The sequence below is a fragment of the Polynucleobacter sp. JS-JIR-II-50 genome (assembly GCF_018687895.1).
Classification (GTDB): domain Bacteria; phylum Pseudomonadota; class Gammaproteobacteria; order Burkholderiales; family Burkholderiaceae; genus Polynucleobacter.
In genome coordinates this window covers 411,890-437,412 of record NZ_CP061307.1, presented here as the reverse complement: position 1 = coordinate 437,412, position 25,523 = coordinate 411,890, and the positions used below count along the sequence as shown (strand labels likewise).

The following is a 25,523-nucleotide window of genomic DNA, read 5'->3' as shown; positions in this document are numbered from 1 at the left end:
AATTTAAGGGTAAGTTCTTGAAATATGAGAAAAAACAGCTAGCTATAATCCACATAATTATGACAGAGAGTCCACTTGAAGCTTCAATCTGACCCCCATTCCGGAGCAAATACGATCACTGGCTATGGCGATGGCTACGTAGAGATCAATAAGATCCCTTACGACCATGCGGTCCTGCTCAGCTCCGACGGCGCCATCTCTAACTGGTCTGCGCAAACATTTGACAGCTTAGAAGCCAGTCATTTCGCGCAAATGGTTGATTTAGAACCAGAATTAATCCTGATTGGGACCGGTAGCCGCCAACGCTTTCCCAAGCCAGAGCTCCTTAAATCTTTGATTGAGGCCAAAATTGGCTTTGAAATCATGGATTCCCAGGCTGCCTGCCGCACCTACAACATCCTTGTCGGCGAAGGCCGTCAGGTCGTTCTAGCCCTGATTGTGGAACCCACTTAATGCAATTTGGCCACATCCGGCAGTCTTCAGCCCTGCATCCAGGCAAGATTTTGCTGCTGGCCATCATTTATGCCCTGCTGTGGTTTGGCACTCTTAATTACCGTCACCTCATCCCATCCGACGAAGGCCGCTATGCTGAGATAGCCCGAGAAATGCTGGTTACCGGTGACTGGATAACCCCTCGCTACAACGGTTACAAGTATTTTGAAAAACCCCCTCTTCAAGCCTGGGCAACAGCCGCCGCTTTTCAAGCTTTTGGTATTGGCAATTGGCAAGCGCGCCTTTGGACAGCGCTAACGGGTTTCCTAACTATTCTTTTGGTCGGCTTTACTGGTGCGCGCATCTTTAACGCTAGAGCAGGCTGGTTGGCTGCTGTTGTATTGGCATCAAGCCCGATGTGGGTTATTAGTGGTCACTTCAATTCGCTCGACATGGGCTTGTCCTCATTTTTAGTGGCAGCTCTATGTAGCCTCTTACTTGCACAAACTTCCCATAACAAAAATAACTGTCGCAACTGGATGTGGGCTTGCTGGATTTTTATGGCGCTAGCAACACTATCCAAAGGCGTTATTGGCGCAGCGATTCCTGCAATGGTATTTATTGCTTACTCCATTAGTACATGGGACTGGAAAATCTGGACGCGCTTACGCTTATTTAGTGGAACTATTTTATTCTTAGCTATCACTGCTCCTTGGTTTGTATTGGTAGCGCAACGCAATCCTGAGTTCCTAGAGTTTTTCTTTATTCATGAGCATCTACAGCGCTTCACACAAGATGATCACAGCAGAACTGGCCCCGTTTACTATTTTGCGCCGCTACTCGTGATCGGACTGCTCCCCTGGATTCTTCAGGTCCCCGGGGGACTTGCACAAGCATGGAGCGAGCGCCGTCGCGAATTCTCAGCGAGCTGGTTATTAGTCTGCTGGTTTGCTGTGATCTTTGCATTCTTTAGTATGTCTCACTCCAAATTGCCTGGCTACATCATCCCCGTTTTCCCAGCGCTCGCTTTAATTATTGGTAATCGTTTAGATCGCTTACTTGGTCACACCAACACTATGGCATTACCATGGAAATTACAGACACTTTGCTTTGCAATTTTGGGGTGTGTTGGATTTTTCTTTTTAGATGCCATTGGCAAACAAGCAAGACCTGATGAGATTGAAGCTTATGCGCAATATACCTATTGGGTGATTGCTGCATTAGTAGCACTTGTCAGTTTTAGCGCTTACGCAGCATGGCAAAGCAAGCGCAATGGCATTCAAAGTATTGTGAGTTTTGCTGGTGGTTTCTTTCTGTGCGCCATCATCGCAGGAACAGGTCATGAGACTTTGGGTCGCGCTGTATCGGGCATCGACCTGGTAGAGCGAGTCAAAGCCTCTATTCCAGAAAAAGTGAATTTCTATTCAGTGCGTCTTTTAGATCACACCATGCCTTTCTACTTAGGCAGAACCATGATCATGGTGGAATCTCCTGATGAACTCGAGTTTGGAGTCAATCAAGAGCCAGAGCTTTGGATGCCGACCTTAGAAGCCTTTATTACCCGCTGGCAAGAAGATCAAACGGCCTATGCCATGATGGTTCCAGAGCAATTTGAGACGTTAAAGGCCCAGAACTTCCCCATGCAGGAAGTCGATCGCGACTCTCGCAGAGTGATTGTGAAACATCCCGATACACCGACCCCAGCGCGGTAATATAGAACACCATGTCAGACACCAATTCTCCATTCATTCCTTTTACGCGCCCTAGCTTCAATCAAGAAACCATCGATGCTGTTTCAGAAGTATTGCGTTCAGGATGGGTGACATCCGGACCGAAGTTGGCCGAGTTTGAAGCTGCTTTAAGTAAATACTTTGGCGGTCGTCCGGTACGCTGTTTTGCCAATGGCACCGCAACCATGAAAATTGCCTTGCAGGTTGCCGGTATTGGCGATGGCGATGAAGTCATTACCACTCCAATTTCTTGGGTAGCGACTTCTAATGTGATTTTGGGTGTTGGCGCCAAACCAGTCTTTGTAGATATTGATCCCATTACACGCAATATTGATCTAAATAAAGTTGCTGCCGCAATCACACCTAAGACACGCGCGATCATGCCCGTCTATTTGGCCGGTCTTCCCGTTGACATGAATCAGCTCTACGTACTAGCCGAACAACACAAGCTTCGCGTGATTGAGGATGCAGCTCAGGCCTTTGGCTCACAGTGGCAAGGCAAGAAGATTGGCAGCTTTGGTGACCTGGTGAGCTTTAGCTTCCAGGCCAACAAGAGCCTCACTACTGTTGAGGGTGGCTGCCTTGTTCTCAATAACCTCGATGAAGCAAAGCTCGCTGAAAAATTCCGCCTCCAAGGATTAACTCGTCAAGGCATGGATGGCATGGACGTAGACGTATTGGGTGGCAAAGATAACTTGACTGATGTGAATGCAGCCATTGGTCTTGAACAGCTCAAGCAACTTCCCTCTTATCAAGCACGTCGTGCTGAACTCGCGCACCAATACTTTGCTGTGCTGCGTGCCAAATTAAAATCTGCTGGATTGGAAGATTTGAAATTAGAACTCCCAGTAGAAAATTTCACTGATAGCAACTGGCATATGTTTCAAGTTGTTTTGCCACTCGAGCAGATCAATACGGATCGGGCCCAAGTGATGATGGAGCTAAAAGATCTTGGTATTGGCACTGGCGTTCATTACCCCACAATTACCGGGTTCACACTTTACAAAAACCAAGGCTACAAAATATCCGACACACCAATCGCCGAACGCATTGGTCGATCCATTCTCACCCTCCCCTTATTTCCTGCAATGACCGATGAGGATATTGGCCGCATAGCCAGCGGATTGGTCGGAATTTTGCAGAAATACCGCAAAAACTAGCGTTCCTGGGTTAAACCCAAAGAATCAGGCAAAATTGCAGCATGACTGCAAATTTAGTTGCCAACCCAACACTCAGCATTGTTATTCCCGTTTACAACGAGGAAGATGGTCTCCAGGCTCTATTCGATCGCCTTTATCCAGCATTAGATACTCTGGCTACCAAACGCAAGATCACCTACGAGATCGTATTTGTTAACGACGGTAGCAAAGATCGTTCTGCTGGCATTCTTTCCAAGCAAGTCGAGTTACGTCCTGATGTAACCCGTGCCGTTTTATTTCACAGCAACTTTGGCCAACATATGGCCATCATGGCTGGCTTTGAATACGCCAAAGGCGAGCACATCATTACTTTGGATGCAGATCTACAAAATCCTCCCGAAGAAATTGATGCTTTAACTGAGCAGCTATTAAAAGGTCATGATTACGTAGGCACTATTCGCGCCGATCGCCGCGATAGTTTCTTCAGAAAATTTGCTTCACGTGCTATGAATCGCTTGCGCGAAAACATTACCCGCATCACGATGACTGATCAAGGTTGTATGTTGCGTGGATATAGCCGTCGCATTGTTGACTTAGTACGTCAATGCGATGAGAGCAATACATTTATCCCGGCACTGGCATATACTTTTTCTGCAAACCCAGTAGAAATTACCGTCAAACACGAAGAGCGTTTTGCTGGTGAATCCAAATACAGCTTGTACCAATTGATTCGCTTGAACTTTGACTTAGTCACTGGTTTCTCCGTCATGCCGTTGCAGATCTTCTCAATACTTGGCATGCTGCTATCCCTTGCTGCTGGTAGCTTGTTCGTCTACCTGCTAGTGCGTCGATTCCTTCTGGGTGCTGAGGTTGAGGGTGTATTTACCCTATTCGCCCTAACCTTCTTCCTGATTGGTGTAATGCTCTTTGGGCTCGGTCTTTTAGGTGAATATATTGGTCGCATCTATCAGCAAATCCGCAAGCGCCCTCGTTATGTAGTGCAAACCGTTTTAGAGAAAAAATAATTGCACGCGGTCGTCTTTGCTTATCACGATGTTGGCGTCAACTGCCTCAAAGCACTTCTCAATGCGGGCATAAAAGTCGATCTAGTAGTAACCCATCAAGATGACCCCAATGAGAACGTATGGTTTGGGAGTGTTGCAAAAATCTGTCAAGAAAAAAATATTTCTTACGTCACTCCGAACGCTAATGAATTAGTAGAGTTAATTCCTAAGCTGCAAGCTTTAGCTCCTGACTATATTTTTTCTTTCTACTATCGCTTCATGATTCCGGAGCAGATTTTGGCTTGCGCCAAAATTGCCGCACTCAATATGCATGGCTCACTACTACCAAAATACCGCGGACGTGCGCCAGTTAATTGGGCCATTCTGCATGGCGAAACGCAGACCGGCGCAACTTTACACGTCATGGAAGCAAAACCGGATGCGGGAGATATTGTTGGGCAAGCAGCCGTCAGCATCGACCCAGATGAGACCGCCACTGAAGTATTTGGTAAGGTCAGTCAGGCTGCCGTGAGTGTGATCGATCAGGCCTTGCCTAGCCTTCTAAAAGGAATTATTCCCCGCAAGGCGAACGAGCTCCAAAAAGGCAGTTATTTTGGCGGTCGTAAGCCTGCGGATGGGCAAATTCATTGGAATCAGACCGCCAAACAGGTCCACGACCTGGTTAGGGCGGTTGCACCCCCTTATCCGGGCGCCTTTAGTGACCATGATGGCAAAACCATGATTGTGGCCCGCACCAGCCTAAACGGGCCATTTCCGGCCAAGCTCAATCTTGAGGTTTGCGGCATCCAAGTGGTTGATAATCGGGTATTCGGCATTTGTGGCGACCATCAAGCAGTTGAAGTATTGGAATGGTTTCCAGCAAGCAAATAAGTAGCGACATAAATTAGATTAAAACGAGGCAGTAGAGATGAAAAAAGTACTCATTCTTGGTGTTAATGGTTTTATTGGTCACCACCTTTCCAAGCGCATTCTCGAGACAACCGATTGGGATGTCTATGGCATGGATATGCAAAACGATCGTCTTGGTGATTTGGTTAACCATCCACGCATGCACTTCTTTGAAGGCGACATCACGATCAATAAAGAGTGGGTTGAATATCACATTCGCAAATGCGATGTCATCTTGCCTTTAGTAGCGATCGCAACGCCAGCTACGTATGTTCAGCAACCACTCAAAGTATTTGAGCTCGACTTCGAAGCCAATCTCCCAATCGTGCGCTCTGCTGTTAAGTACAAAAAGCATTTGGTATTCCCATCAACTTCTGAAGTGTATGGAATGTGTGAGGATGGTGAATTTGATCCTGCTAAATCGAATATGGTTTATGGCCCAATTAACAAGCCACGCTGGATCTATGCTTGCTCGAAACAGTTGATGGACCGTGTGATCTGGGGCTATGGCATGGAAGGCTTACGCTTTACTCTCTTCCGCCCATTTAACTGGATTGGCCCTGGTTTAGATAGTATCTACACACCAAAAGAAGGCTCATCCCGCGTTGTGACTCAGTTCTTAGGTCATATCGTTCGCGGTGAATCTATCAACGTGGTTGACGGCGGCGCCCAGAAACGTGCCTTTACTTATATTGACGATGGTATCGATGCTTTGATGCGCATCATCGATAACAAAGATGGTGTTGCTAACGGCAAGATCTACAACATCGGCAATCCAAAGAACAATCACTCTATCCGTGAGCTAGCCAATCAGATGCTAGAAATCGCGCGCAGTATTCCGGAGTATGCAAAGAATGCCAATGAAGTGAAGATTGTAGAAACTACTTCGGGCGCTTACTACGGTGAAGGCTATCAAGACGTTCAAAATCGTGTTCCAGCAATTGACAATACGATGAGCGAACTGGGTTGGAAGCCAACCACTACGATGTCAGATGCGCTCAAGAATATTTTTGAAGCCTATCGTGAAGATGTAGAAAAAGCGCGCACTTTAGTAGATAAAGAATAAGCGAAAGCAAATTCAAAGGTACATGGCTAAGATTGCTCTCAAGGTTGATGTTGATACCTTACGTGGAACTAAAGAGGGCGTACCCAATCTAGCCCGCACTTTGGAGCGTTTTGGCCTTAAAGCCACCTTTCTATTTAGTCTTGGGCCTGACCATACCGGCTGGGCCTTAAAACGCGTCTTCCGCCCTGGCTTTCTGAAGAAAGTCAGTCGCACCTCTGTTGTGGAGCACTACGGTATTAAGACTTTGCTATACGGCGTTCTCCTTCCTGGACCAGACATCGGTAAAAAAGCTGCGGCAGAAATGCGCGCAATTGATAAAGCAGGTCATGAGACAGGTATTCATACTTGGGATCACGTAGCCTGGCAAGATGCCGTTCGCAATCAAGATGCATCCTGGACAAAAGCGATGATGCAAAAAAGCTGGGATCGCTTTGTAGAAATCTTTGGCCATGCCCCAGTCACTTATGGAGCAGCCGGATGGCAAATGAACGAAGCAGCCTTTGAGCAACTCGATCAATGGGGAATTACCTACTCTTCTGATGGTAGGGCCGAACCCAATCTCATGCCTTATCGTCTTGCACTGCCTTCAGGAAAAGCGAAGCATGTTCAGTACCCAACCACACTCCCTACCTTTGATGAACTCATTGGGATCGATGGCGCAGATGAATTTGGCGCAGTCAAAAAGTTATTAGAAATCACCCAAAGCAATCCAAATGACCAAGTCTTCACGCTCCATGCTGAACTAGAGGGGCAAAAGCTATTGCCTGCCTTTGAGCAGCTACTGGCTGGATGGCTAAATCAAGGCCACGACCTAGTCACCATGGGCGAGCTTCATAAATCTTGGGAAGCCACAAAGCAACTCGATAAAATAGCCGTACTACCGCTGGCCTGGGGAGAAATACCCAATCGCAGTGGCGACTTAATCATTCAAAATAACTAGAACTTAGAGACAACAACCAACAAAGGATCATCATGACAGTAGCCATCGGTCAACCTATGCCACAGTGCGCGATTCCAGCAACTTCTGGATTAATGTTTTCACCTGCGTCCGCAAAAGGTAAAAAGCTGGTTCTCTACTTCTACCCTAAAGATATGACGCCAGGCTGCACTGCTGAGTCTGGAGAGTTTAGAGACAACATTGAAGCATTTACAAAAGCCAATACTCTGGTGGTCGGGGTCTCCCGAGATAGCCTCAAGTCACATGACAATTTCCGCAGCAAACTAGAACTCCCTTTTGAGCTGGTTGCCGATACCGAAGAAACGCTTTGTCAGATCTTTGGCGTCATGAAGATGAAGAATATGTATGGCAAGCAAGTCCGTGGCGTCGAGCGCAGCACCTTCCTATTTGACTCCTCTGGCAAGCTAGCAAAAGAGTGGCGCGGCCTGAAGGTTCCAGGTCATGTGACGGAAGTGTTACAAGCTGCTCAAGCCACTAAATAATTTTTACAATAATTTGATCTGAGGTGCTTGCAAACCCCAAAATTTGGGGTAAAGTGATTCATATGCACCGTAAACGACGGGAAAGTCTGACAATCCGTTTGAATCAGAAACCTGAATATCTCAGATCAGGTACGGGGAGCAACCCCCTCCGTTTTTCAGTCCTCACCACAACTAGTTTCGCAATAAACCGTCAATGCAATCCGCTTGGCGGTTTTTTCTTTTAGGAGAGTCCATGCCACTGCCCCCAATCCCCACTCAAATTGCTGATCAAGTCAAACTCAGTCGCAAAGATACTCCCGACTTAAAGAAACGCCCTGCTCAAGCAAAACCGGTGGTAGTGGAAGCCGTTGACTGGACCAACGACGCAGAGGAAGATTTATCCGCTGCAGAAGTAGCTCTCGAGAAGATTAAGGCGGATCATCGCCCCACCTCCAATGCACGAAACGAAAGCAAGGCGCCTACACCCGCAAAACCTAAACGTGTAATTCGTACTGGGCCGCCAAGCTTATTTGTTCTCGATACCAACGTATTGATGCATGACCCAAGCTCTTTGTTCCGTTTCTCCGAGCACGATCTCTATCTGCCGATGACGACTCTAGAAGAGTTGGATAACCACAAGAAAGGCATGACAGAGGTAGCTCGTAATGCTCGTACTGTCAGCAGATCCTTAGACCAGCTGATTGCCGGCACCAGCGGCACTCTGGATGAAGGCATCCCTCTAAATAAGCTAGGTAACCAGGATGTGACTGGCCGCCTCTTCTTCCAAACCAAATTCTCTACTCAAGCATTGCCAGAAGGCTTGCCCGAAGGCAAGGGCGACAACCTGATTTTGGCAGTAGTCAGTGAGTTGCAAAAAACTCGTAAGGGTCAAGAAGTAGTATTGGTATCCAAAGACATCAATATGCGTATCAAGGCACGCGCACTTGGCTTGCCGGCTGAAGATTATTTCAATGACCAAGTTTTAGAAGATCGCGACTTGATGTATGCCGGAGTCATGCAGCTGAATGCAGACTTTTGGCCTAAGCATGGCAAGGATATGGAAAGTTGGGCTGACTCAAAATCTGGCACCATGTTCTATAGAGTAACTGGGCCATCCGTACAAAGCATGCTGGTCAATCAGTTTGTTTATCAAGAAAATCCAGATGGCTCTACACCTTTCTACGCACAGGTTAGAGAAATTAATGGCAAGACCGCTCTCTTACAAACACTCAGAGACTTCTCTCATCAGAAAAATAATGTTTGGAGTGTGACTGCGCGTAATCGCGAACAGAACTTTGCCATGAATCTACTCATGAATCCGGATGTGGATTTTGTGACCTTATTGGGTCAAGCGGGAACCGGTAAAACCCTGTTAGCACTGGCCGCCGGCCTCGAACAGGTCCTCGACAGCAAACGCTATAACGAAATCATCATTACTCGTGCCACGGTGCCTGTGGGCGAAGATATTGGCTTCCTGCCAGGCACCGAAGAAGAGAAAATGCAGCCTTGGATGGGTGCATTTGACGACAATCTCGAGGTATTACAGCGCAACGAAGATGGTGGTACTGGTGAATGGGGTCGCGCTGCAACTCAAGAATTAATTCGTTCGCGTATTAAAGTAAAAAGCATGAACTTTATGCGCGGCAGAACTTTTGTGAGTAAATTCGTCATCATTGATGAGGCGCAAAACTTAACCCCTAAACAAATGAAGACTTTGGTAACCCGTGCAGGCCCTGGAACCAAAATTATTTGCTTAGGTAATATCGCCCAGATTGATACCCCTTACTTAACAGAAGGTTCTTCTGGTTTGACTTATGTGGTGGATCGCTTCAAAGGCTGGCGTCATGGTGGTCATGTGACATTGGCGCGCGGTGAGCGCTCACGTCTTGCGGATCATGCTGCTGACGCACTCTAAGCAAAGTCTCTCATGCCGCACTCTCCTGGGGTGCGGCATTTTTATTTGTAGCTTACTCATCCTAAGTGGATGCAGCACATTTAGCGGTAAGCCAAACACTACAAAAGTTTCTCAATTCAAACAAGACACCAGCGTTGGCACAGAGGATATTTCTATTGCAGCGGTAGGTCTAGTCGATGTTCCTTATCGATATGGTGGCAATACCCCCAAAGGTGGTTTTGATTGCAGCGGCCTCATTGTTTATGTCTACAACAAAGCGGCAGGAATCAAAATGCCGCGTACGATTCAATTAATGAGCACTAAGGGTGTAAGTATTGAAGGTCAGTCACCAGCTCCAGGAGACTTAGTGTTCTTCAACACCACTGGTGAAAAATATTCCCATGCGGGCATCTATGTTGGGCAAGGCAGATTTGTACATGCCCCTAGTGCCGGAGGAACAGTACGCCTGGATTACATCACATCACCCTATTGGGCAGCGAAGTTTACTGAGGCGCGGCGTTTCACCCCTCAGTAAATAGCATTAAAGGCCGACTGTATAGGTAGCTAGGACTGTAGTGGATGTGATGGCTTGATAAGCCTCTTGACGATAAATACCTGTTAGACCCAATCTCTCTCTATTACTCAAATCATAAAAAGCGCCAAGGGTAGCCGTTGGTCTTAAAGTACGGTAGTTATTATTCATAGCGATGTTGTAATCGCCATTACCGGTTGAGATTAAATTGCCTACATTTGCATTTACATCTTTTTCTGCACCAACGCTAGCTACTAATGTTGTTTTCTCATTCAACTTATGGCTTCCAATGAATCCTGCAAGTACAGTTGTTGTGTAATTAGCAATGGCGTTATAAGTTAAAGGGCTGGAGACACTGCTCGATTGAGCCTCACTATAGCCACCCATGCCACCCACTACATAACGCATACCAGCATAAGGCGAGACAAGAGATTTATTCCCAACCGCAAAGCCGTATTTAAGCAAGCCTTGAACGCCTTGAGTGGTCAAATTAGTTGAACCAGAGCCAGCTTCAGAGGCACCTACCACTGGTCTCGTTAAAGTTGCGCCCTTGTTTGCGTAGCCAGCAGATATTTTGGCTTCCACACCTGTTCCATCCAAATTTTGAGACCAGGCGCCAAAGATACCCACCATAGGACTGCCGTTATTAAGCTGCGCAATTCCGCCAGGAGTGCTTTGCACAAGATGCTGATCCAGGTATCCACCAAATCGTAAATTTGGAGAAAAACGATATGCGCCAATAATCAAAGCGCTAGTAGTGTTATCTGGATAGCCGCTAACATTTGTAAAGCGACCACCAGCAGATACGCAAACATTGTTTGCGCCAAATAGAGAGCAGTCATAGGTCATGCCATTCACTACACCAGCATTCTGCATAGCAAATAAGCCTTGTAAGGTGTTCCCTAGCGAAGTAAGTGAAGCCTGAGTATCAGGATCTATAGGGTTTAGCAGATAGGATTGAGCAATTAATTCGGTCTTCAGAGTATCGAGAACCGGTGGCGCTGCAGATTGAGGAATGGACTGAATGACTAAATCAGATTGCATAGCAGACCCACCTATGCGGTGGACTAATGCCCATACATAATTATTTCCGCCTGAATTAAATGTTCCATATGAATTTCCAAGATTATTAATCTTCAATCCATTGAGAACTGTTGAGTATGTAGTGTTGTATGCCAGCGATGAACCATTATTAATATTAAAATTCATTACTCCAGTTACAGTACCTCTAGTGACATCTAACTTACCGTAATGAGTCAAGTCCGTAACTATCACGTTATAGTTGACTGGCAAAATACCTGAATAAGTTAAGGGTAATGATCCCCCTTGAGAGTTATTTAAGGTTGTGAGATTGCCAAGGTTATATACGCCAAATGAGTTTGAACCGCTAGCTGTAATAGTGCCCGTATTCTCAACAGTTACCTGAGCTGACCCCAAAATATCGATGCCATTTGCTGATGAGCCAGATGTAGAAATTACTCCTGAGTTTGAAATCGCATTTACTCCAGATCTTGAGCCAGAATTAAGGCGCACACCAGCGGCATTAGCACCGGATGTGGTTATCGACCCAGCATTTGTAATTGTGTTTGCACTAGAGCTTGCATTCGTAGCGCTAACGTAAATACCAGCAGCATTTCCACCGCCGGTAGTAATAGAGCCAGTACCAGAAACACTAGTAACTGGAGTATTTGCAATGGTGCTACCGCCTGCTTGAGATCGACTATTTGCCCCAGAAGATATGCCATAGCCGTTATAAAAAGCGCTGGTGTTTAAATTACCATTGTTTGTAACATTAGCGCCACTACCTAAACCAATTGTGGAGCCATTAATTAAAAGCACAGTTCCAGAATTTACATTCACCGTTACGCTATTGCCTGCACTAGAGCTACCTTGCGTGGAAATTACACCAGCAGAAGTTGAGCCAGATGGAATACAGGTAACCGTTGTTCCACTTGTATCGGGAGTGTAGTTATCACAACTACCAGCAGCAAAAACTACTGTAGAAGCGCACAAAGTAAATCCAGCTAAGAAAATGCGAATAATGCACTGACATACAGACTGATGAAACATCATATTGAACTCAACTATGAAGAGGATTAGTGACTTGACCATATTAAATATATTGTTAATCATAATTACCCTAATAGTTAATATCCATTAACCCTAGAGCTAATGCATATCTCGCATGATTAAAAATATTAGTTTTAAGCCTTATAAGAAGATATAGTTGATTCACCTAACCTGGAGAAGTCATATGAAAAAGTTGATTATTGCTTTAAGCATTGCATTGAGTTTTGCACTCCCGACATACGCCTTTGCAGATCAGGCTGCTTGTGAAGCTAAGGCTATAAGCAAGGATGGCAAGCCACTCTATGGCGCAGCTAAAGATGCCTCTATTAAAAAATGTCTAGGCGATGCAAAACCAACTGATTGCGAAGGAAAAGCAGTTAGTAAAGATGGTAAGCCTTTGTATGGCGCTGCCAAAGCAGCTTCCATCAAAAAATGTGAAGGCGGAAAATAATTTTGATCTTCTAAATTTTATTTAGCTGCTTTAGTAAAAAAGCCTCGCATTGCGAGGCTTTTTCTTTGTCTATTCTTCCGTATTCTTTTTATTTATTCAGCATTAGAACGGCTCATATCCACCAGAAGAGTAACCGACAGAACCCATCGCTAAGTTATCAAACTTAGTATATGGACCTTGCCAACTTAAGCGCACAGTACCAATTGGGCCGTTACGTTGCTTACCAATGATGATCTCAGCCATACCTTTATCGGTCGTGGTATCCGGGTGATACACCTCATCACGATAGATGAACATGATTAAGTCGGCATCTTGCTCGATGGCGCCTGACTCACGTAAGTCAGACATGATTGGACGCTTATTAGGGCGTTGCTCAAGACCACGATTTAACTGAGAGAGCGCCACTACAGGACACTGCAATTCTTTTGCGAGAGACTTGAGTGAGCGTGAGATTTCTGAAATCTCGGTTGCGCGGTTTTCAGAACCGGAACCACTCATTAACTGCAAGTAATCAATCACCACTAACCCGAGCGTGCCGCCAAAGTTTCTGGCAATACGACGAGCGCGTGCACGCAACTCTAAGCTTGATAAAGAACCAGTCTCATCAATCAGAATTTGGGTATTACTTAAGCGAGCAATTGCATCTGTGACGCGTGGCCACTCATCGTCTTGCAACTTACCAGTACGCATACGACCTTGGTCTACGCGCCCTACTGATCCAAGCAAACGGGCAGCCAATTGCTCACCCGACATCTCCATAGAGAACACCACAACAGGCAAGCCTTCAGCAAGCGCAACGTTCTCAGCGATATTTAAGGCAAATGCAGTGTTGTGAGTAACGACATAATCATTCGTTACGTAAGTTCTTTGGGGGTGACTAACTGAAATACATTGCGCCTCAGACATCCTGGAAGGCTCAATACTTTGAAATGAAAGTCTACGTTGGCGATCCCAGCTTGCTCTTAATCTTTCAGTCTTTTCGGGCAGAGTAAAAGCTTGAAAACCGGGACCAAAACTCATATTTAAAACATAAGATAAGCGGCCTTGCTTCTTTTCACCCTTGTAGGTATAGCTTGATTTTTTCTGTGCTGTTGAGCAAAAGCCACCCAAAGACCTGGCTAAAGCCGCAACGTCTTCAGACAATTGCTTACTCGCCGTACAGAAACGAATAGAACCCCACTTCTCAATCCACCCATCGGTATCCATCAATCCCTGGAATAATGCGAGACGAGAAGTCTTGTTCGCCTCTAGATAAGTAGCAGGAATATATTTATCAAAACTTCTGCAACCTAGTACGCCTAATTCACCTAAAGCAGCTCTAAAATAATTTGTCTTTACAGCTGCTCTTTGACCATTAGCGGCAATTCTTTCTTTCGAAACCAATCTCCAGTCATAAGCATTAGCATGCACCAACTCCATCTCATAGTTCGCAAGCAAATTCATGCGCTCTACCAACTCTGGAGATTTGGTAGAAAATGAAATGCTCCTATGAGATAAAGCCAAAGTTCCATCGCCAAGCAACGCACCTAAAACCCATGGATGAATTGGCAATGCATTCGAGTGGCCAAAGTCACCCGAAACAGGATCAATCCACAATCTATTTTTATATCGAACACATTGCAGCATTTCCATTAATCGGGTGGTATTGATAACGCGTGGCTCGGACCAATCGCGATACATCACCCGCCAGAGATGCTCATCACAGCACTCAGCTTGACGGCCATCGGAAAAGGTAACTTTGTATATCTGCTTAAGACCTTGCGGATAAATACCGGTAACCATTGAATGCTGGCCATCAACGGAAGCCAGGCGATCGCCAAAACGCAAATCACCCATCAACTTCCAGCCATCAACCGTTTTCACTTTTGCATCTAGAGGCTGAGCTTTACCCATAGAAGGACGACCCGCAACAATCACTAAGTCACCTTTTTGCAGGCCGCTAGTTTGCTTATCTAAATCTATGAAGCCAGTTGCAATACCGGTGATGTCACTACCACCTTGGCGGTTATAGAGCTCATCAATGCGGGCAACAACAGCCTTCAACAAAGGTTCAATCTCTAGATAGTCGGCTTTGCGACTGCCCTCTTCACCAATCTGAAGAATGCGTGACTCCGCTTCATCCAACAAGGTTCTGACTGTTCGACCCTCTGGAACGAATGCAGAATTCACAATGCTGTCTGAAACTTCAATTAAGCGACGCAAAATACTACGGTCACGAACAATATCAGCATAGCCTTTAATGTTTGCTGCACTTGGAGTGTTTTGCGCTAATGAATTAAGGTAATCAATACCAACTAAGTCACCACCCTGCTCAGATTTAATTGCATCATGAACAGTAATAACGTCAGCGGGATGATTGTCGCCAACCAAACGAGCAATTGCTTTGTAGATCAAAGCATGTTCGGGGCGATAGAAATCTTTATCGTTTAATACTCCACCCAGGTTATCCCAAGAAGAGTTATCGATCAGTAGACCGCCGAGCAAAGATTGCTCGGCTTCTACAGAATGCGGCGGGACTTTTAAAGCCTGCACGACTGCATCCCCAGAACCCATCATGCCGGGATTCAGCGTCACGGAACGTGAACGGGATTCAGCCATGAGGCTAGTTTACAGACCTAAAACTTAAGCTTGCTCGCCAACTACACGAATAGTGATGTCTGCAACTACATCGGTATGAACAGCAACCGCTACAGGGTGATCACCAACCATTTTCAATGGGCCAGTAGGCAAACGAACTGAAGACTTCTCAATTACAAAGCCTTTAGCTTTCAAAGCATCAGCGATGTCATGATTGGTTACAGAACCAAACAAACGACCGTCAACACCCGCTTTTTGACCGATTTCGAGAACCAGGTCTTTGAGTTTGATGCCAACCGCTTCAGCAGCAGCCAATTTCTCAGCAGCTAATTTTTCCAACTCAGCACGACGAACTGCAAAGTCAGCAATTGCTGCTTCAGTTGCACGACGCGCTTTGCGTTGTGGGATTAAAAAGTTACGAGCGAAACCGTCTTTAACGCGAACTACGTCGCCAAGGTTGCCCAGGTTAGTTACTTTTTCTAAAAGAATGATTTGCATTGAGGGCTCCTAATTATTTCTTGTGTTGATCGGAGAATGGCAATAAAGCCAAGTAACGAGCACGCTTGATAGCAGTGTCTAACTGACGCTGATACTTTGCCTTTGTGCCTGTCAAACGAGCAGGAGTGATCTTGGCGTTTTCGCCAATGAAGTCCTTCAATGTATCTACATCTTTGTAATCAATCTGTTCTACGCCAGCAACAGTAAAACGGCAATAACGCTTACGCTTGAACAATGGGTTCTGAGCTGGTTTCTTTTTGAAATCGGGTTTCTTTCCAAACGCCATGATGATTTCCTCTTTAATTTTTCAATTGAATATGGGTAATATGGAAAACAAGTCTTTGATTACGTAGAGTCTTGGGTGCTAAGAATCCCTCAAACACTGCCTCAGCTCCTAAATCCATTCGCTCTAAGTCCTTTTGTATCGGACCGATTGTGATGGCTTCAACGTTCATCTGAATTTTCCTTGCCACTCCTACCTCGTTTGCTTGGCCGCTATGTTCTAGCTGGCAATGCATCACCGGTATTCCTGCTGGTGTAAATCGAATCGCGTCTTTAGATACCAAGATCGCAGTGAGGGTGAAATGATTCAACGCCGCTCCGCTTCTCTGATACGTTTTCTAGTCTGTGTATTCCTCTTCAAATTTCTAACTTAGGCTGTCGCTACAGGAGCGTCAGATTGAGCTGATTTACGCGCTTCTTCACGTTGCACTTCTTTCATCATGATGGAAGGCTCTGTTTCAGCTTTCTTAGTCTTGATGATGAGGTGACGCAAAACAGCATCGTTAAATTTGAACGCATGCTCGAGCTCTTCCAGAGTTTTCTGGTCGCACTCAATGTTCATGCAAACGTAGTGGGCTTTAGCAAGCTTGTCGATCATGTAAGCCATCTGACGACGACCCCAGTCTTCCATACGATGAATTTTGCCGCCCGCAGCTGCTAATGTAGCTTTGTAACGATCGATCATCGCTGGCACTTGCTCGCTTTGGTCCGGATGGACGATAAAGACGATTTCATAATGACGCATCTAACACTCCTTAAGGATAGAGTCACCTGGGCGTCTTGCTAAGTTCTGATGGTTGTGAACTTAGCGCCAGTGTGACAAGGTAGTAACAAATTGTAGGTACTGCTAACAACGCTTTTAAAGCTGCTTTTCAGCACTTACCTTATTACAGGCAAGACCGCTATTCTAGCAAAAAAATCCTGCCAAGTCAGGGATTTACCAGCTATTTGAGCCTGTTTTTCGGCATTCAGCGCTAGCTGGAGTGCAATTCTGGCTCTGGGGGCGGTAAGGCTGCCTGATGCCAAACACCCGCCAATGTCCTTTTCAGGCAAATCTGACAGGGTTTCACCCGCACCGGTTCTGGTAGTTCTCACCAAAGCAATTCCATGCTTTACCGCCGCACCAAGGGAATCTCTCCATGCATCATGAAAGCCTCCCATGCCAGAGCCCGCAAGGACCAAACCCTTTACTTTGGAGTTCAGCCAATGGGTAATTGTTTCTGAGCGAGCGCCTGCATGGCTCGTCAATATTTCTACCCAAGGCCATTCACCCTCTTTAGGGATTGGCAAATCCTCATTCCAAAGGGCCTGAACCGCCTTCACGCCTGATAGCCAGGATGGATTAATCAACCCAACTGAGCTACTAGGGGAGGCTTGGATAGGCGCATTGAGGGCGCTACCATGGCGTTTTGCCAGATCCATAGCCAAACAACCCCTGCCATCCATAACGGCATAAATACCGCCAGGGCAGTTATCAATAGGTGTTGAAGCCCAACGAATAGCGTCCAGCAAGTTGGATGGGCCATCCGCCTTAGGGGCATTGGACGGCAACATAGCGCCAGTCAAGATGACTCTTTTGCCTAAATTTTGAGCATATTTTCCGCAAGTCAGCTGCAAAAAGACACCCGTCTCTTCAATCGTGTCAGTTCCGTGAGTGACCACTATCCCTTTAACCAAGGTATTAGCGAGAGCCTCTCTTACACCCTCACCCAGTAAGGTCAATAAGGGCTCTGTCAGGTTGCGGCTATTTATGTTGGCAACCTGCCTTGAAACCAAGCTAATGCCTTCAGGAACGGCAGACTGAATATGGGTAAGCAAAGAGGCGACTTCGACCTGGCCAGCTTCATATTGCATAGGATTGTCAGTTGGGCTCGGCGCCAAACCGGCAATCGTGCCGCCCATACCTAGAACCAAAATATGAGGTGAAGTTTCAGGAGTATTTTGTTGAGAACTCATACCCCATTATCCCCCTTAAATAGCTTGATCTATCAAATACTGCTGTATACAATCCCAGTATGGACATAAACACAGTCGATTTTCCGGAGGAGCTGACTGCCCTCCCCAAGCTCACTCCACGTCAGAATGAGATTTTGGAGTTGATTACTAAGGCCATCGATGAAAGCGGTCTGCCGCCCACTCGTGCAGAAATAGCTACCCAACTCGGATTTGCTTCTGCCAATGCCGCCGAAGAACATTTGCGCGCGCTTGCTAAAAAAGGTTACATCGAATTAACGCCCGGTACTTCACGCGGCATTCGTATTCCGCAACGATTCAATCAATCCCATAACAGCAATAAATATCGCCAACTATCGTTACCATCAGGCGCATTGCAACAACTCACATTGCCATTAATTGGGCGTGTTGCGGCTGGATCTCCGATCATGGCTGTGGAGCATATTGAAAAGCATGTTCCAGTGGATCCAAATTTATTTAGTAAAGGCGCTGATTACCTATTAAAAGTAAAAGGTATGAGCATGCGCGATGCCGGCATCTTAGATGGCGATTACCTGGCAGTTAGAAAGACAACCGAAGTTCGTAACGGTGACATCGTTGTCGCTCGCTTAGATGATGAGGTGACTGTAAAGCGTTGGCAACAAAAGAAAACTGCGAATGGCATGGTCATCGAATTGCAAGCAGAGAACCCAGACTTCAAAAACATTTTGGTAGATGATCGTCAACCCAACTTTGCTATAGAAGGACAAGCGGTTGGCTTAATTAGGGCTGAAGGTCTGTAAGCTATGTTGCATATAAGAAAAGGCCTCTAAGTAGAGGCCTTTTTATTTACTGCCGTGAAGAGCGGTATTTTTTGATTTACTTCTTACTGGGCGCCACTACGTTAGCATTCTTTGGCGAAGAAGTAATCGTGATCAATGTCTTTGGTCCAGTTAATGAACCTTCATTGAGCTCCACTGTAGCAGTACGATCACCCTTGGTAAATACTAAGATACTCGTTTTTGTTTTCACTGCGCTCACCGTTGTCCAGCCAGCACGTGGATATTCAGATTGGAAGAATGCATAAATATCAGTGGGCGTTTGCACACCAGATAAAACTACACGACCAACCCAGCTATCACCGCGACCAATAATTAATGAATCCGCACCAATAATTTTTGAGGCTGCCGGCAAAGGCATATCACCCAACAGCTGAGCCTGAACTTCTTGAACCTCCTGAGGGGTGCCTGTTGGCGAATCGCCAGAGCTAGCACATGCCCCTAACATTACCGATAGGAACAATGTAAGAGCGCTGAGTTTAAGGGTGTGAAGTTTGATCATTTTTCGCTTTGCAGAATTGATGCGACTTTCTTATACATACTGAAAGTATTTTAGGTGCTCCACCTATTTCGTCAAGCGAAATTACTGGAGGCGCGTGAGGGAATCGAACCCCCGTACGAAGCTTTGCAGGCTCCTGCCTAACCACTCGGCCAACGCGCCAAAACTCTTGAATCAAAAATGGGAAGCTTTTTAGGGCTTCCCATCGAACTTGGAGCGGGAAAGGAGGTTCGAACTCCCGACCTATACCTTGGCAAGGTATCGCTCTACCAGCTGAGCTATTCCCGCATAACAGGGCGATAGTTTAACAAACAATCTGCAAGAAAGCATTATTCCTTGTAAAACCTCTTAAGCAAGGGAATTGATTTGCCCAGGAGGGCTTAACTGGCTGGGCTTTGTAATGCTTAGTCTATTTTTCCAGCGAGCTGGGGCAGGGCCTTTTTCATGTAATAGAACATCGACCAAAGCGTTAAAAATGAGGCAATCCAAATTAACCAGGTACCTACTTGAGCACAATTGAGCCAACCAAATAAGGTGTCATTTAGCAATAAAAAAGGAATGGCCACCAGTTGAGCAGTCGTTTTGAGCTTGCCAACCATATGAACTGCCACGCTTTTTCCAGCCCCTAATAAAGCCATCCACTCTCTCAGAGCGGAAATTGTAATTTCACGACCAATGATGATGAGTGCAACCCAAACTTGTACACGATCCATATTCAATAAAACCAATAATGCGGCAGCAACAATAAGCTTGTCTGCCACAGGATCCAAAAACTGACCAAATGCAGATTCTTGTTTTAAACGGCGGGCCAAAAAACCATCTAACCAATCGGTAATAGCGGCAGAGATAAAGATGACTGCAGCAATCAGATTCTTATCAAAAGGAGTAAGCCAAGAATTGGGAAGATAAAAAATAGCTACCAATAGCGGAATCGCTGCAACACGCAACCAGGTTAGGGCGATCGGGAGATTAAAAGGCATTGGATAAGCATAAACCAAGAACGGTCAATGCCCCTAGTGAAGCTGACGATATATCTGCTCTGCGAGCGTTAAAGAGACACCTTCAACACTGGCAATCTCTTCGATGCTGGCATTGGAGACGCCCTTTAGGCCACCAAAACGAGCTAGCAACTTTTGACGACGCTTGGCACCAATACCCTCAATCTCCTCTAGGCGAGAGATTGTCCTAGCCTTAGCACGCTTAGCGCGCATACCAGTAATGGCAAAGCGGTGCGCCTCATCTCGTATCTGGGCGACTAATAGCAATGCCGCGCTATCAATGCCTAATTCCAAAGACTTACGTCCATCCGCAAAAATGAGGGTTTCCAATCCAACCTTACGACCCTCACCCTTAGCAACGCCCACAATCAAACTGACATCCATTCCAAATTCGGCAAGAACTTGTCTTGCCATTTCTACCTGGCCTTTGCCGCCGTCAATCAAAATCACTTGAGGAATCTTTTCAACGGGCAACTCTTGAAAGTTGGCATAACGTCTCTGTAAAACCTGACGCATTGCTGCGTAATCATCGCCCGGTGTAATGTCATTGATATTGAAACGTCGATATTCACTGGACTGCATCGCGTTCTTGGTATACACCACACAAGATGCTTGGGTTGCTTCCCCTGAAGTGTGGCTAATATCAAAACATTCAATGCGCAACTGCTCAAGACTCTCCAATTCGAGGCTCAAGATATCAGCCAATGCACGTGCCCTAGCCAACTGCCCACCCGTCTCAACTAAACGTTTAGTAAGTGCAATCTTCGCATTTCCCTCTGCCATCCCAAGCCAGTGACGTCTTTGACCTTGAGGTTGATGCAAAAAGGTAATTTTTCTACCCGCTTGTGCATTTAATAACTCGTGCAAGTCTTCCGGGGGAGATTCATTGAGTTGAGTCAGGTCATCACTTGCCGATTGAAGAGCATGATTTAGAACGAGTACTGGTGGAATTAAATTCGCAGCAGTTTCATCCGCATGTTCTTCCAAATAATGCTGAGTAATAAAGGCCTCCAATATCTCCGAAGCGGATGGTAGCTCACCGGAGGTGGAGCGTAAACCCTTGGGGAAATACGCTCTATCACCCAAGTGACGGCCGCCACGAATCATTGCTAAGTTCACACAAACCATACCCTCCATTTGCGCTACAGCGATCACATCTACATCACCCTCACCCTCGGCAACGGTATCCATCGACTGTTGCTGCAACACACTAGATAAATCAGCGATGCGATCTCGCAATACCGCAGCCATCTCAAACTCCATTGCTTCGCTATGCCTGTGCATTTCTTTTTCCAGCTCGGATAACACTCGGCTGTGATCACCCTCTAAAAATCGCGTAGCTTGAGCAACATCTTGCCCATACTGCAGGGCGCTGAGGCGACCAACACAAGGAGCGCTGCAGCGATGAATTTGATGCAAGAGGCAAGGACGACTGCGATTCTTAAATACAGAATCCTCACAAGTTCTTAAGCGGAATACTTTTTGAAGTATCTGCACACTATTACGTACTGCCCAGCTATTCGGAAATGGTCCGAAGTAATGATTCCGTTTATCGACCTTGCCGCGATATGAAGCTAGTCTAGGGAACTGATGCCCGGTTAACATCACATAAGGGTAAGACTTGTCATCACGAAAGAGAATATTGAATGGCGGAGCCAACTCTTTAATGAGATTGTTCTCTAGAATGAGGGCTTCCGTTTCAGTCCGTGTTACCGTTGTCTCATAGCGGGCAATTTTGCCCACCATCAGTTCAATACGCGGTGATAACTGGGTACGCTGGAAATAACTAGAGACACGCTTTTTAAGGTTGCGAGCTTTGCCTACATACAGAATATGTCCCGCTTCATCAAAAAAGCGATATACCCCCGGCAATCCGGGTAGCCGTTTAACATCCTGCTGAAGGGTTTCGAAAAGCGAATTACTCATGCGTTGGGATATTTTCTGCCAAATCGTCGATAACTATGGTGATGCCGGTGTTTGCTGGCGTCTAGCCCGAAGCTTATCAAGCATTCATGGGCAAGAGGTCCGTATTTTTTGCGATGATCTGCCAACCCTTAATTTACTCGCATCAGGAGTAGAGCCATCCATTAAGCAAAAAATTGATATACAGCCATGGGAAGCTAGCCATGCTAACGCTCGTCACCCAGTACAAATGCCCGATGTTGTGATTGAGGCTTTTGGTTGCGAACTGCCAGAACGTTACTTAGCCGGCCTATTTATCGCCCCAGTCAAACCCATCATCATTAACTTAGAATACTTGAGCGCAGAGCCCTGGGTAATTGATTTTCATGGCAAGGCGTCACCTCAGTCACACGGAATTCCGAAGTATTTCTTCTTTCCCGGCTTTCAGAATGAGGTGGGCGGACTTTTGCTGGACCCTATTCCAGCAAAAGGTCCTCTTGATGCAAAAAATATTCCTAATGATCTGAAGTCTGTATGGTCTGAGTTGCGACCAGGTAAAAAACGAATCAGTATTTTTTGCTACCCGGGTGCGCCCCTAAAAAAATGGCTAGCTGACTTAGGGCGTCTTGGTGAAGATATTGATGTCTTGCTTGCCCATGGCCATGCCGAACAATTAAGTCTTTATGGAGAGCAGCCGATATCTCTCCCCAAAAATCTCCAACTGCTCTCAATGCCATTTGTATCTCAGGATGAATATGACTGGGTGCTCTCGCAATGCGACTTCAATATTGTGCGGGGAGAAGATTCTTTTATTCGGGCGCAGCTTGCTGGCAAACCATTTATTTGGCATATCTATCCTCAAGAAGACCGTGCCCATGAAGTGAAATTAGCAGCTTTTCTGGACCTCTATCTGGAAGAGGCTAACCAAGGGTTGAGGCTAGCTACGATAGCCGCCATGACTTGGGCAATGCCCAGCGAATGGTTTGGCGACTTAAACAGCTGGAATGCGCATGCCGAGCATTGGCGCACCCATTTACTTGAAAAACAAGCAGATGGCGGCTTGGCAGCACGTTTAATCCGCTTTGTCACCTAATCCCAAGCAATAAAGGCTTGCGGGCGGTTACAATCTTGTTTTTGATAAAAACCGCAGAAAATTAGCTCTGCCCCCAGGAATAGCAAGATGAAAACAGCACAAGAACTCCGCGTTGGTAACGTAGTGATGATCGGCACCGATGCCCAGGTCGTTTTAAAGGCCGAATATAGCCGCTCTGGCCGCAACTCCTCTGTTGTGAAAATGAAATTTAAGAATTTGTTAACCGGCGCACCTAACGAAGGCGTTTACAAAGCGGATGACAAATTTGATGTTGTGATTCTCGATAAGAAAGAATGTACTTACTCTTATTTCGCAGATCCAATGTATGTATTTATGGATACTGAATACAACCAGTATGAAGTGGAAGCTGAGTTCATGGGTGATGCATTGAACTACCTCGAAGAGAGCATGCCATGTGAAGTAGTGTTCTACGAAGGTAAAGCACTTTCAGTAGCAATGCCTAACTCATTGGTTCGCGAAATCATTTACACAGAACCAGCAGTTAAAGGTGATACTAGCTCAGGTAAAGTATTGAAGAACGCAAAATTGGCAACTGGCTATGAATTGCAAGTTCCATTGTTTTGCAATACCGGTGACAAGATCGAGATCGATACTCGCACCGGTGAATACCGTAGCCGTGCTAACTAATTAGCTAGTTACAGATGTTAAAAAGCCCGGCATGCCGGGCTTTTTTATTTCTACAGACCAATATCTACTTAATCGGCAATAAGTCCCAACTGCCCCAGCAAGCCTTTGGCGTGCTGGTACTGAGCCTCGTTCTGCAATTCGTTCCATGTCGGCGCTGGCGCTACCGGCATCAGACGATTTAAACGTATTGCGGATTCTGATTGCTTTGTCTTGGAGACTTTTAATTTTGAGAGCAGTTGATCAGCAAGATCTGGACGGTTGCAGATCAATACTGCATCGCAACCAGCCTCTAGGGCCATTTCTGCACCCTTGACTACCGATCCTGCAACGCTTGCACCTTCCATGGATAAATCGTCGCTGAAGATCACGCCTTCAAAACCTAATTCTTGACGCAAGATGGAATGGAGCCAAATCTTTGAAAACCCTGCTGGGTTCTTATCTACCTTTGGATAGATCACATGCGCCGGCATAACCGAAGCCAAGCTGAGATCCAACCACTCATACGGCTTAGCATCATCATTCAAAATTTCCTTTAAAGGGCGCTCATCTACCGGAATGGCTACGTGCGAATCAGCCTCAGCCCAGCCATGTCCAGGGAAGTGCTTGCCACAGTTGGCCATGCCAGCAAGACGCAAACCTTCATTCAAGCTTTTCGCCAATGCAAAAACAATTTGGGGATCACGACTAAAAGAACGATCACCAATAACACCGCTGCGGCCAAAGTCCAAATCCAGCACTGGTGTAAAACTGAAGTCAACGCCACAAGCACGCAACTCAGCAGCGAGCATATACCCACAAGCAGTTGCTGCAGCCATTGCGATTGCAGCAGATTCTGCAGCATGAGTTGATTTATTTTTCGCGCTCCATAATTCACCCAATTTACGCATAGCTGGTAAGTGGGTAAAGCCGTCTGTTCTTGCACGCTGTACTCGACCACCCTCATGATCAATGGATATAAGCACATCAGGGCGCAGCTTCTTAATGGCAGCAGTTAATTTAGTGAGCTGCTGACGATTAGCAAAGTTTCTGCCAAATAAAATAACGCCACCAGTCAGGGGATGCAAGATACGGCGGCGATCTTCTGCATTTAATTCAAGACCAACTACATCCAGGGTGACTGGGCCAGGTGCCATAGTTAACTTACTCATTGCTTCCTCTATTTCAACTGTAGTTTTTATTTACTTTTGAGTAACGATGACATGCGCAATTGCCATATCTTGTTCATCGCTCACAGTAACATGAGCTTCCCAATTTTTTTCTTTCATAAATAGCGCCAAAGCTCCTAAGTAAGAAGTGATTGGTTTGCCGCTAGGCTCATTTAAGGTTTGGAGTGAACGCCAAGTCATCGGCATTCTCATTCCCAAGCCAATCGCTTTTGAGAAGGCCTCCTTGGCTGCGAAACGCGTAGCCAAGAATGCAATACCGCGCTTATGATTTCTGGCAAGGCGGTTTCTGAATACCAACATTTCATCTGGTCCCAGAATTTTTTCAGCTAGGCGGCCATTAGTGCGATCGTAAGCCGCTTGTAAGCGCTCAATCTGCAGAATGTCTGTGCCGATGCCGATGATCATATTTACTGTAATGGCTTTTTATTATTTGCTGTTATTAA

General features: G+C 46.0%; 25 protein-coding genes, 2 tRNA genes and 1 pseudogene. 14 read left to right on the top strand and 14 right to left on the bottom strand.

The window, feature by feature from the left end:
• Nucleotides 1-75: 75 nt before the first annotated feature.
• The 10 genes and pseudogenes from FD963_RS02405 to FD963_RS02360 form a co-directional block, all read left to right on the top strand.
• On the top strand, nt 76-453 hold the full coding sequence (locus FD963_RS02405; protein WP_215362783.1) for an Mth938-like domain-containing protein: 378 nt from the start codon (nt 76-78) through the stop codon (nt 451-453).
• Nucleotides 453-2,144, top strand: coding sequence for a glycosyltransferase family 39 protein (locus FD963_RS02400; protein ID WP_215362782.1), 1,692 nt, complete (start codon nt 453-455; stop codon nt 2,142-2,144). Before FD963_RS02405 ends, FD963_RS02400 begins: the two co-directional genes overlap by 1 nt.
• Nucleotides 2,145-2,155: 11 nt before the next feature.
• Nucleotides 2,156-3,322, top strand: coding sequence for a DegT/DnrJ/EryC1/StrS aminotransferase family protein (locus FD963_RS02395; protein WP_215362781.1), 1,167 nt, complete (start codon nt 2,156-2,158; stop codon nt 3,320-3,322).
• Nucleotides 3,323-3,363: 41 nt separating this feature from the next.
• Entirely contained in the window at nt 3,364-4,326 is a 963-nt protein-coding gene (locus FD963_RS02390; protein WP_215362780.1) for a glycosyltransferase, read from the top strand.
• Nucleotides 4,327-5,196, top strand: a complete 870-nt coding sequence (locus FD963_RS02385; protein ID WP_215362779.1) for a formyltransferase — start codon at nt 4,327-4,329, stop codon at nt 5,194-5,196.
• A gap of 37 nt (nt 5,197-5,233) precedes the next feature.
• Entirely contained in the window at nt 5,234-6,280 is a 1,047-nt protein-coding gene (locus tag FD963_RS02380) for a bifunctional UDP-4-keto-pentose/UDP-xylose synthase (protein WP_215359419.1), read from the top strand.
• Between the two features lie 22 nt (nt 6,281-6,302).
• Nucleotides 6,303-7,220, top strand: coding sequence for a polysaccharide deacetylase family protein (locus FD963_RS02375; RefSeq protein ID WP_215362778.1), 918 nt, complete (start codon nt 6,303-6,305; stop codon nt 7,218-7,220).
• A gap of 32 nt (nt 7,221-7,252) precedes the next feature.
• Nucleotides 7,253-7,720 carry a peroxiredoxin gene (locus FD963_RS02370; protein ID WP_215362777.1) on the top strand — a complete coding sequence of 156 codons (468 nt, stop codon included), beginning with the start codon at nt 7,253-7,255 and terminating at the stop codon, nt 7,718-7,720.
• Nucleotides 7,721-7,952: 232 nt separating this feature from the next.
• Nucleotides 7,953-9,614, top strand: coding sequence for a PhoH family protein (locus FD963_RS02365; RefSeq protein WP_215362776.1), 1,662 nt, complete (start codon nt 7,953-7,955; stop codon nt 9,612-9,614).
• A 124-nt stretch (nt 9,615-9,738) separates the two neighbouring features.
• Nucleotides 9,739-10,122: pseudogene (locus tag FD963_RS02360) on the top strand (C40 family peptidase); the annotation flags it as partial.
• Between the two features lie 12 nt (nt 10,123-10,134).
• Here FD963_RS02360 and FD963_RS02355 read toward each other — a convergent pair.
• On the bottom strand, nt 10,135-12,198 hold the full coding sequence (locus FD963_RS02355) for an autotransporter domain-containing protein (RefSeq protein WP_215362774.1): 2,064 nt from the start codon (nt 12,196-12,198) through the stop codon (nt 10,135-10,137).
• Nucleotides 12,199-12,379: 181 nt separating this feature from the next.
• On the opposite strand from FD963_RS02355, the gene FD963_RS02350 reads away from it, so the two are divergent.
• Entirely contained in the window at nt 12,380-12,646 is a 267-nt protein-coding gene (locus tag FD963_RS02350; protein WP_215362773.1) for a hypothetical protein, read from the top strand.
• Between the two features lie 102 nt (nt 12,647-12,748).
• On the opposite strand, the gene dnaB is transcribed toward FD963_RS02350, so the two are convergent.
• The 6 genes from dnaB to FD963_RS02320 all read right to left on the bottom strand — a co-directional run bounded on the left by dnaB (nt 12,749) and on the right by FD963_RS02320 (nt 17,959).
• The gene (gene dnaB / locus FD963_RS02345) at nt 12,749-15,199 is read right to left on the bottom strand and encodes a replicative DNA helicase (RefSeq protein ID WP_371818491.1); all 2,451 of its coding nucleotides are present in this window, start codon (nt 15,197-15,199) and stop codon (nt 12,749-12,751) included.
• Between the two features lie 69 nt (nt 15,200-15,268).
• Nucleotides 15,269-15,721: a 50S ribosomal protein L9 gene (gene rplI, locus FD963_RS02340; protein ID WP_215362772.1), complete on the bottom strand. Its 453-nt coding sequence runs from the start codon at nt 15,719-15,721 to the stop codon at nt 15,269-15,271.
• A gap of 13 nt (nt 15,722-15,734) precedes the next feature.
• Nucleotides 15,735-16,007, bottom strand: coding sequence for a 30S ribosomal protein S18 (gene rpsR / locus FD963_RS02335; RefSeq protein ID WP_011902267.1), 273 nt, complete (start codon nt 16,005-16,007; stop codon nt 15,735-15,737).
• Between the two features lie 13 nt (nt 16,008-16,020).
• Nucleotides 16,021-16,314 carry a primosomal replication protein N gene (priB, locus tag FD963_RS02330; RefSeq protein WP_215321607.1) on the bottom strand — a complete coding sequence of 98 codons (294 nt, stop codon included), beginning with the start codon at nt 16,312-16,314 and terminating at the stop codon, nt 16,021-16,023.
• 59 nt (nt 16,315-16,373) lie between these two features.
• Nucleotides 16,374-16,748 carry a 30S ribosomal protein S6 gene (gene rpsF / locus FD963_RS02325; protein WP_215362771.1) on the bottom strand — a complete coding sequence of 125 codons (375 nt, stop codon included), beginning with the start codon at nt 16,746-16,748 and terminating at the stop codon, nt 16,374-16,376.
• 134 nt (nt 16,749-16,882) lie between these two features.
• Nucleotides 16,883-17,959, bottom strand: a complete 1,077-nt coding sequence (locus FD963_RS02320) for an asparaginase (protein WP_215362770.1) — start codon at nt 17,957-17,959, stop codon at nt 16,883-16,885.
• A gap of 59 nt (nt 17,960-18,018) precedes the next feature.
• On the opposite strand from FD963_RS02320, the gene lexA reads away from it, so the two are divergent.
• Entirely contained in the window at nt 18,019-18,738 is a 720-nt protein-coding gene (lexA, locus tag FD963_RS02315; RefSeq protein ID WP_215362769.1) for a transcriptional repressor LexA, read from the top strand.
• Nucleotides 18,739-18,814: 76 nt separating this feature from the next.
• On the opposite strand, the gene FD963_RS02310 is transcribed toward lexA, so the two are convergent.
• The 5 genes from FD963_RS02310 to uvrC all read right to left on the bottom strand — a co-directional run bounded on the left by FD963_RS02310 (nt 18,815) and on the right by uvrC (nt 22,197).
• Nucleotides 18,815-19,276, bottom strand: coding sequence for a hypothetical protein (locus tag FD963_RS02310; RefSeq protein WP_215362768.1), 462 nt, complete (start codon nt 19,274-19,276; stop codon nt 18,815-18,817).
• Between the two features lie 85 nt (nt 19,277-19,361).
• Nucleotides 19,362-19,435 (bottom strand) — tRNA-Cys (locus FD963_RS02305).
• 50 nt (nt 19,436-19,485) lie between these two features.
• Nucleotides 19,486-19,561, bottom strand: a tRNA-Gly gene (locus FD963_RS02300).
• Between the two features lie 116 nt (nt 19,562-19,677).
• Nucleotides 19,678-20,253, bottom strand: coding sequence for a CDP-diacylglycerol--glycerol-3-phosphate 3-phosphatidyltransferase (gene pgsA, locus FD963_RS02295; protein ID WP_215362767.1), 576 nt, complete (start codon nt 20,251-20,253; stop codon nt 19,678-19,680).
• A 33-nt stretch (nt 20,254-20,286) separates the two neighbouring features.
• Nucleotides 20,287-22,197 carry an excinuclease ABC subunit UvrC gene (gene uvrC, locus FD963_RS02290; protein ID WP_215362766.1) on the bottom strand — a complete coding sequence of 637 codons (1,911 nt, stop codon included), beginning with the start codon at nt 22,195-22,197 and terminating at the stop codon, nt 20,287-20,289.
• Between uvrC and earP the strand changes: the two genes are divergently transcribed.
• Both earP and efp read left to right on the top strand, forming a co-directional pair.
• Nucleotides 22,196-23,266, top strand: a complete 1,071-nt coding sequence (gene earP / locus FD963_RS02285) for an elongation factor P maturation arginine rhamnosyltransferase EarP (RefSeq protein WP_215362765.1) — start codon at nt 22,196-22,198, stop codon at nt 23,264-23,266. The genes uvrC and earP overlap by 2 nt on opposite strands.
• Before the next feature lie 87 nt (nt 23,267-23,353).
• Complete coding sequence (gene efp / locus FD963_RS02280; RefSeq protein WP_072583128.1) at nt 23,354-23,914, top strand: elongation factor P; 561 nt, start codon at nt 23,354-23,356, stop codon at nt 23,912-23,914.
• Nucleotides 23,915-23,982: 68 nt separating this feature from the next.
• Here the strand turns inward: efp and nagZ are convergent, their stop codons facing one another.
• Both nagZ and acpS read right to left on the bottom strand, forming a co-directional pair.
• On the bottom strand, nt 23,983-25,062 hold the full coding sequence (gene nagZ, locus FD963_RS02275; RefSeq protein WP_215362764.1) for a beta-N-acetylhexosaminidase: 1,080 nt from the start codon (nt 25,060-25,062) through the stop codon (nt 23,983-23,985).
• Nucleotides 25,063-25,092: 30 nt separating this feature from the next.
• Entirely contained in the window at nt 25,093-25,485 is a 393-nt protein-coding gene (gene acpS, locus FD963_RS02270; protein WP_215362763.1) for a holo-ACP synthase, read from the bottom strand.
• Nucleotides 25,486-25,523: the final 38 nt, after the last annotated feature.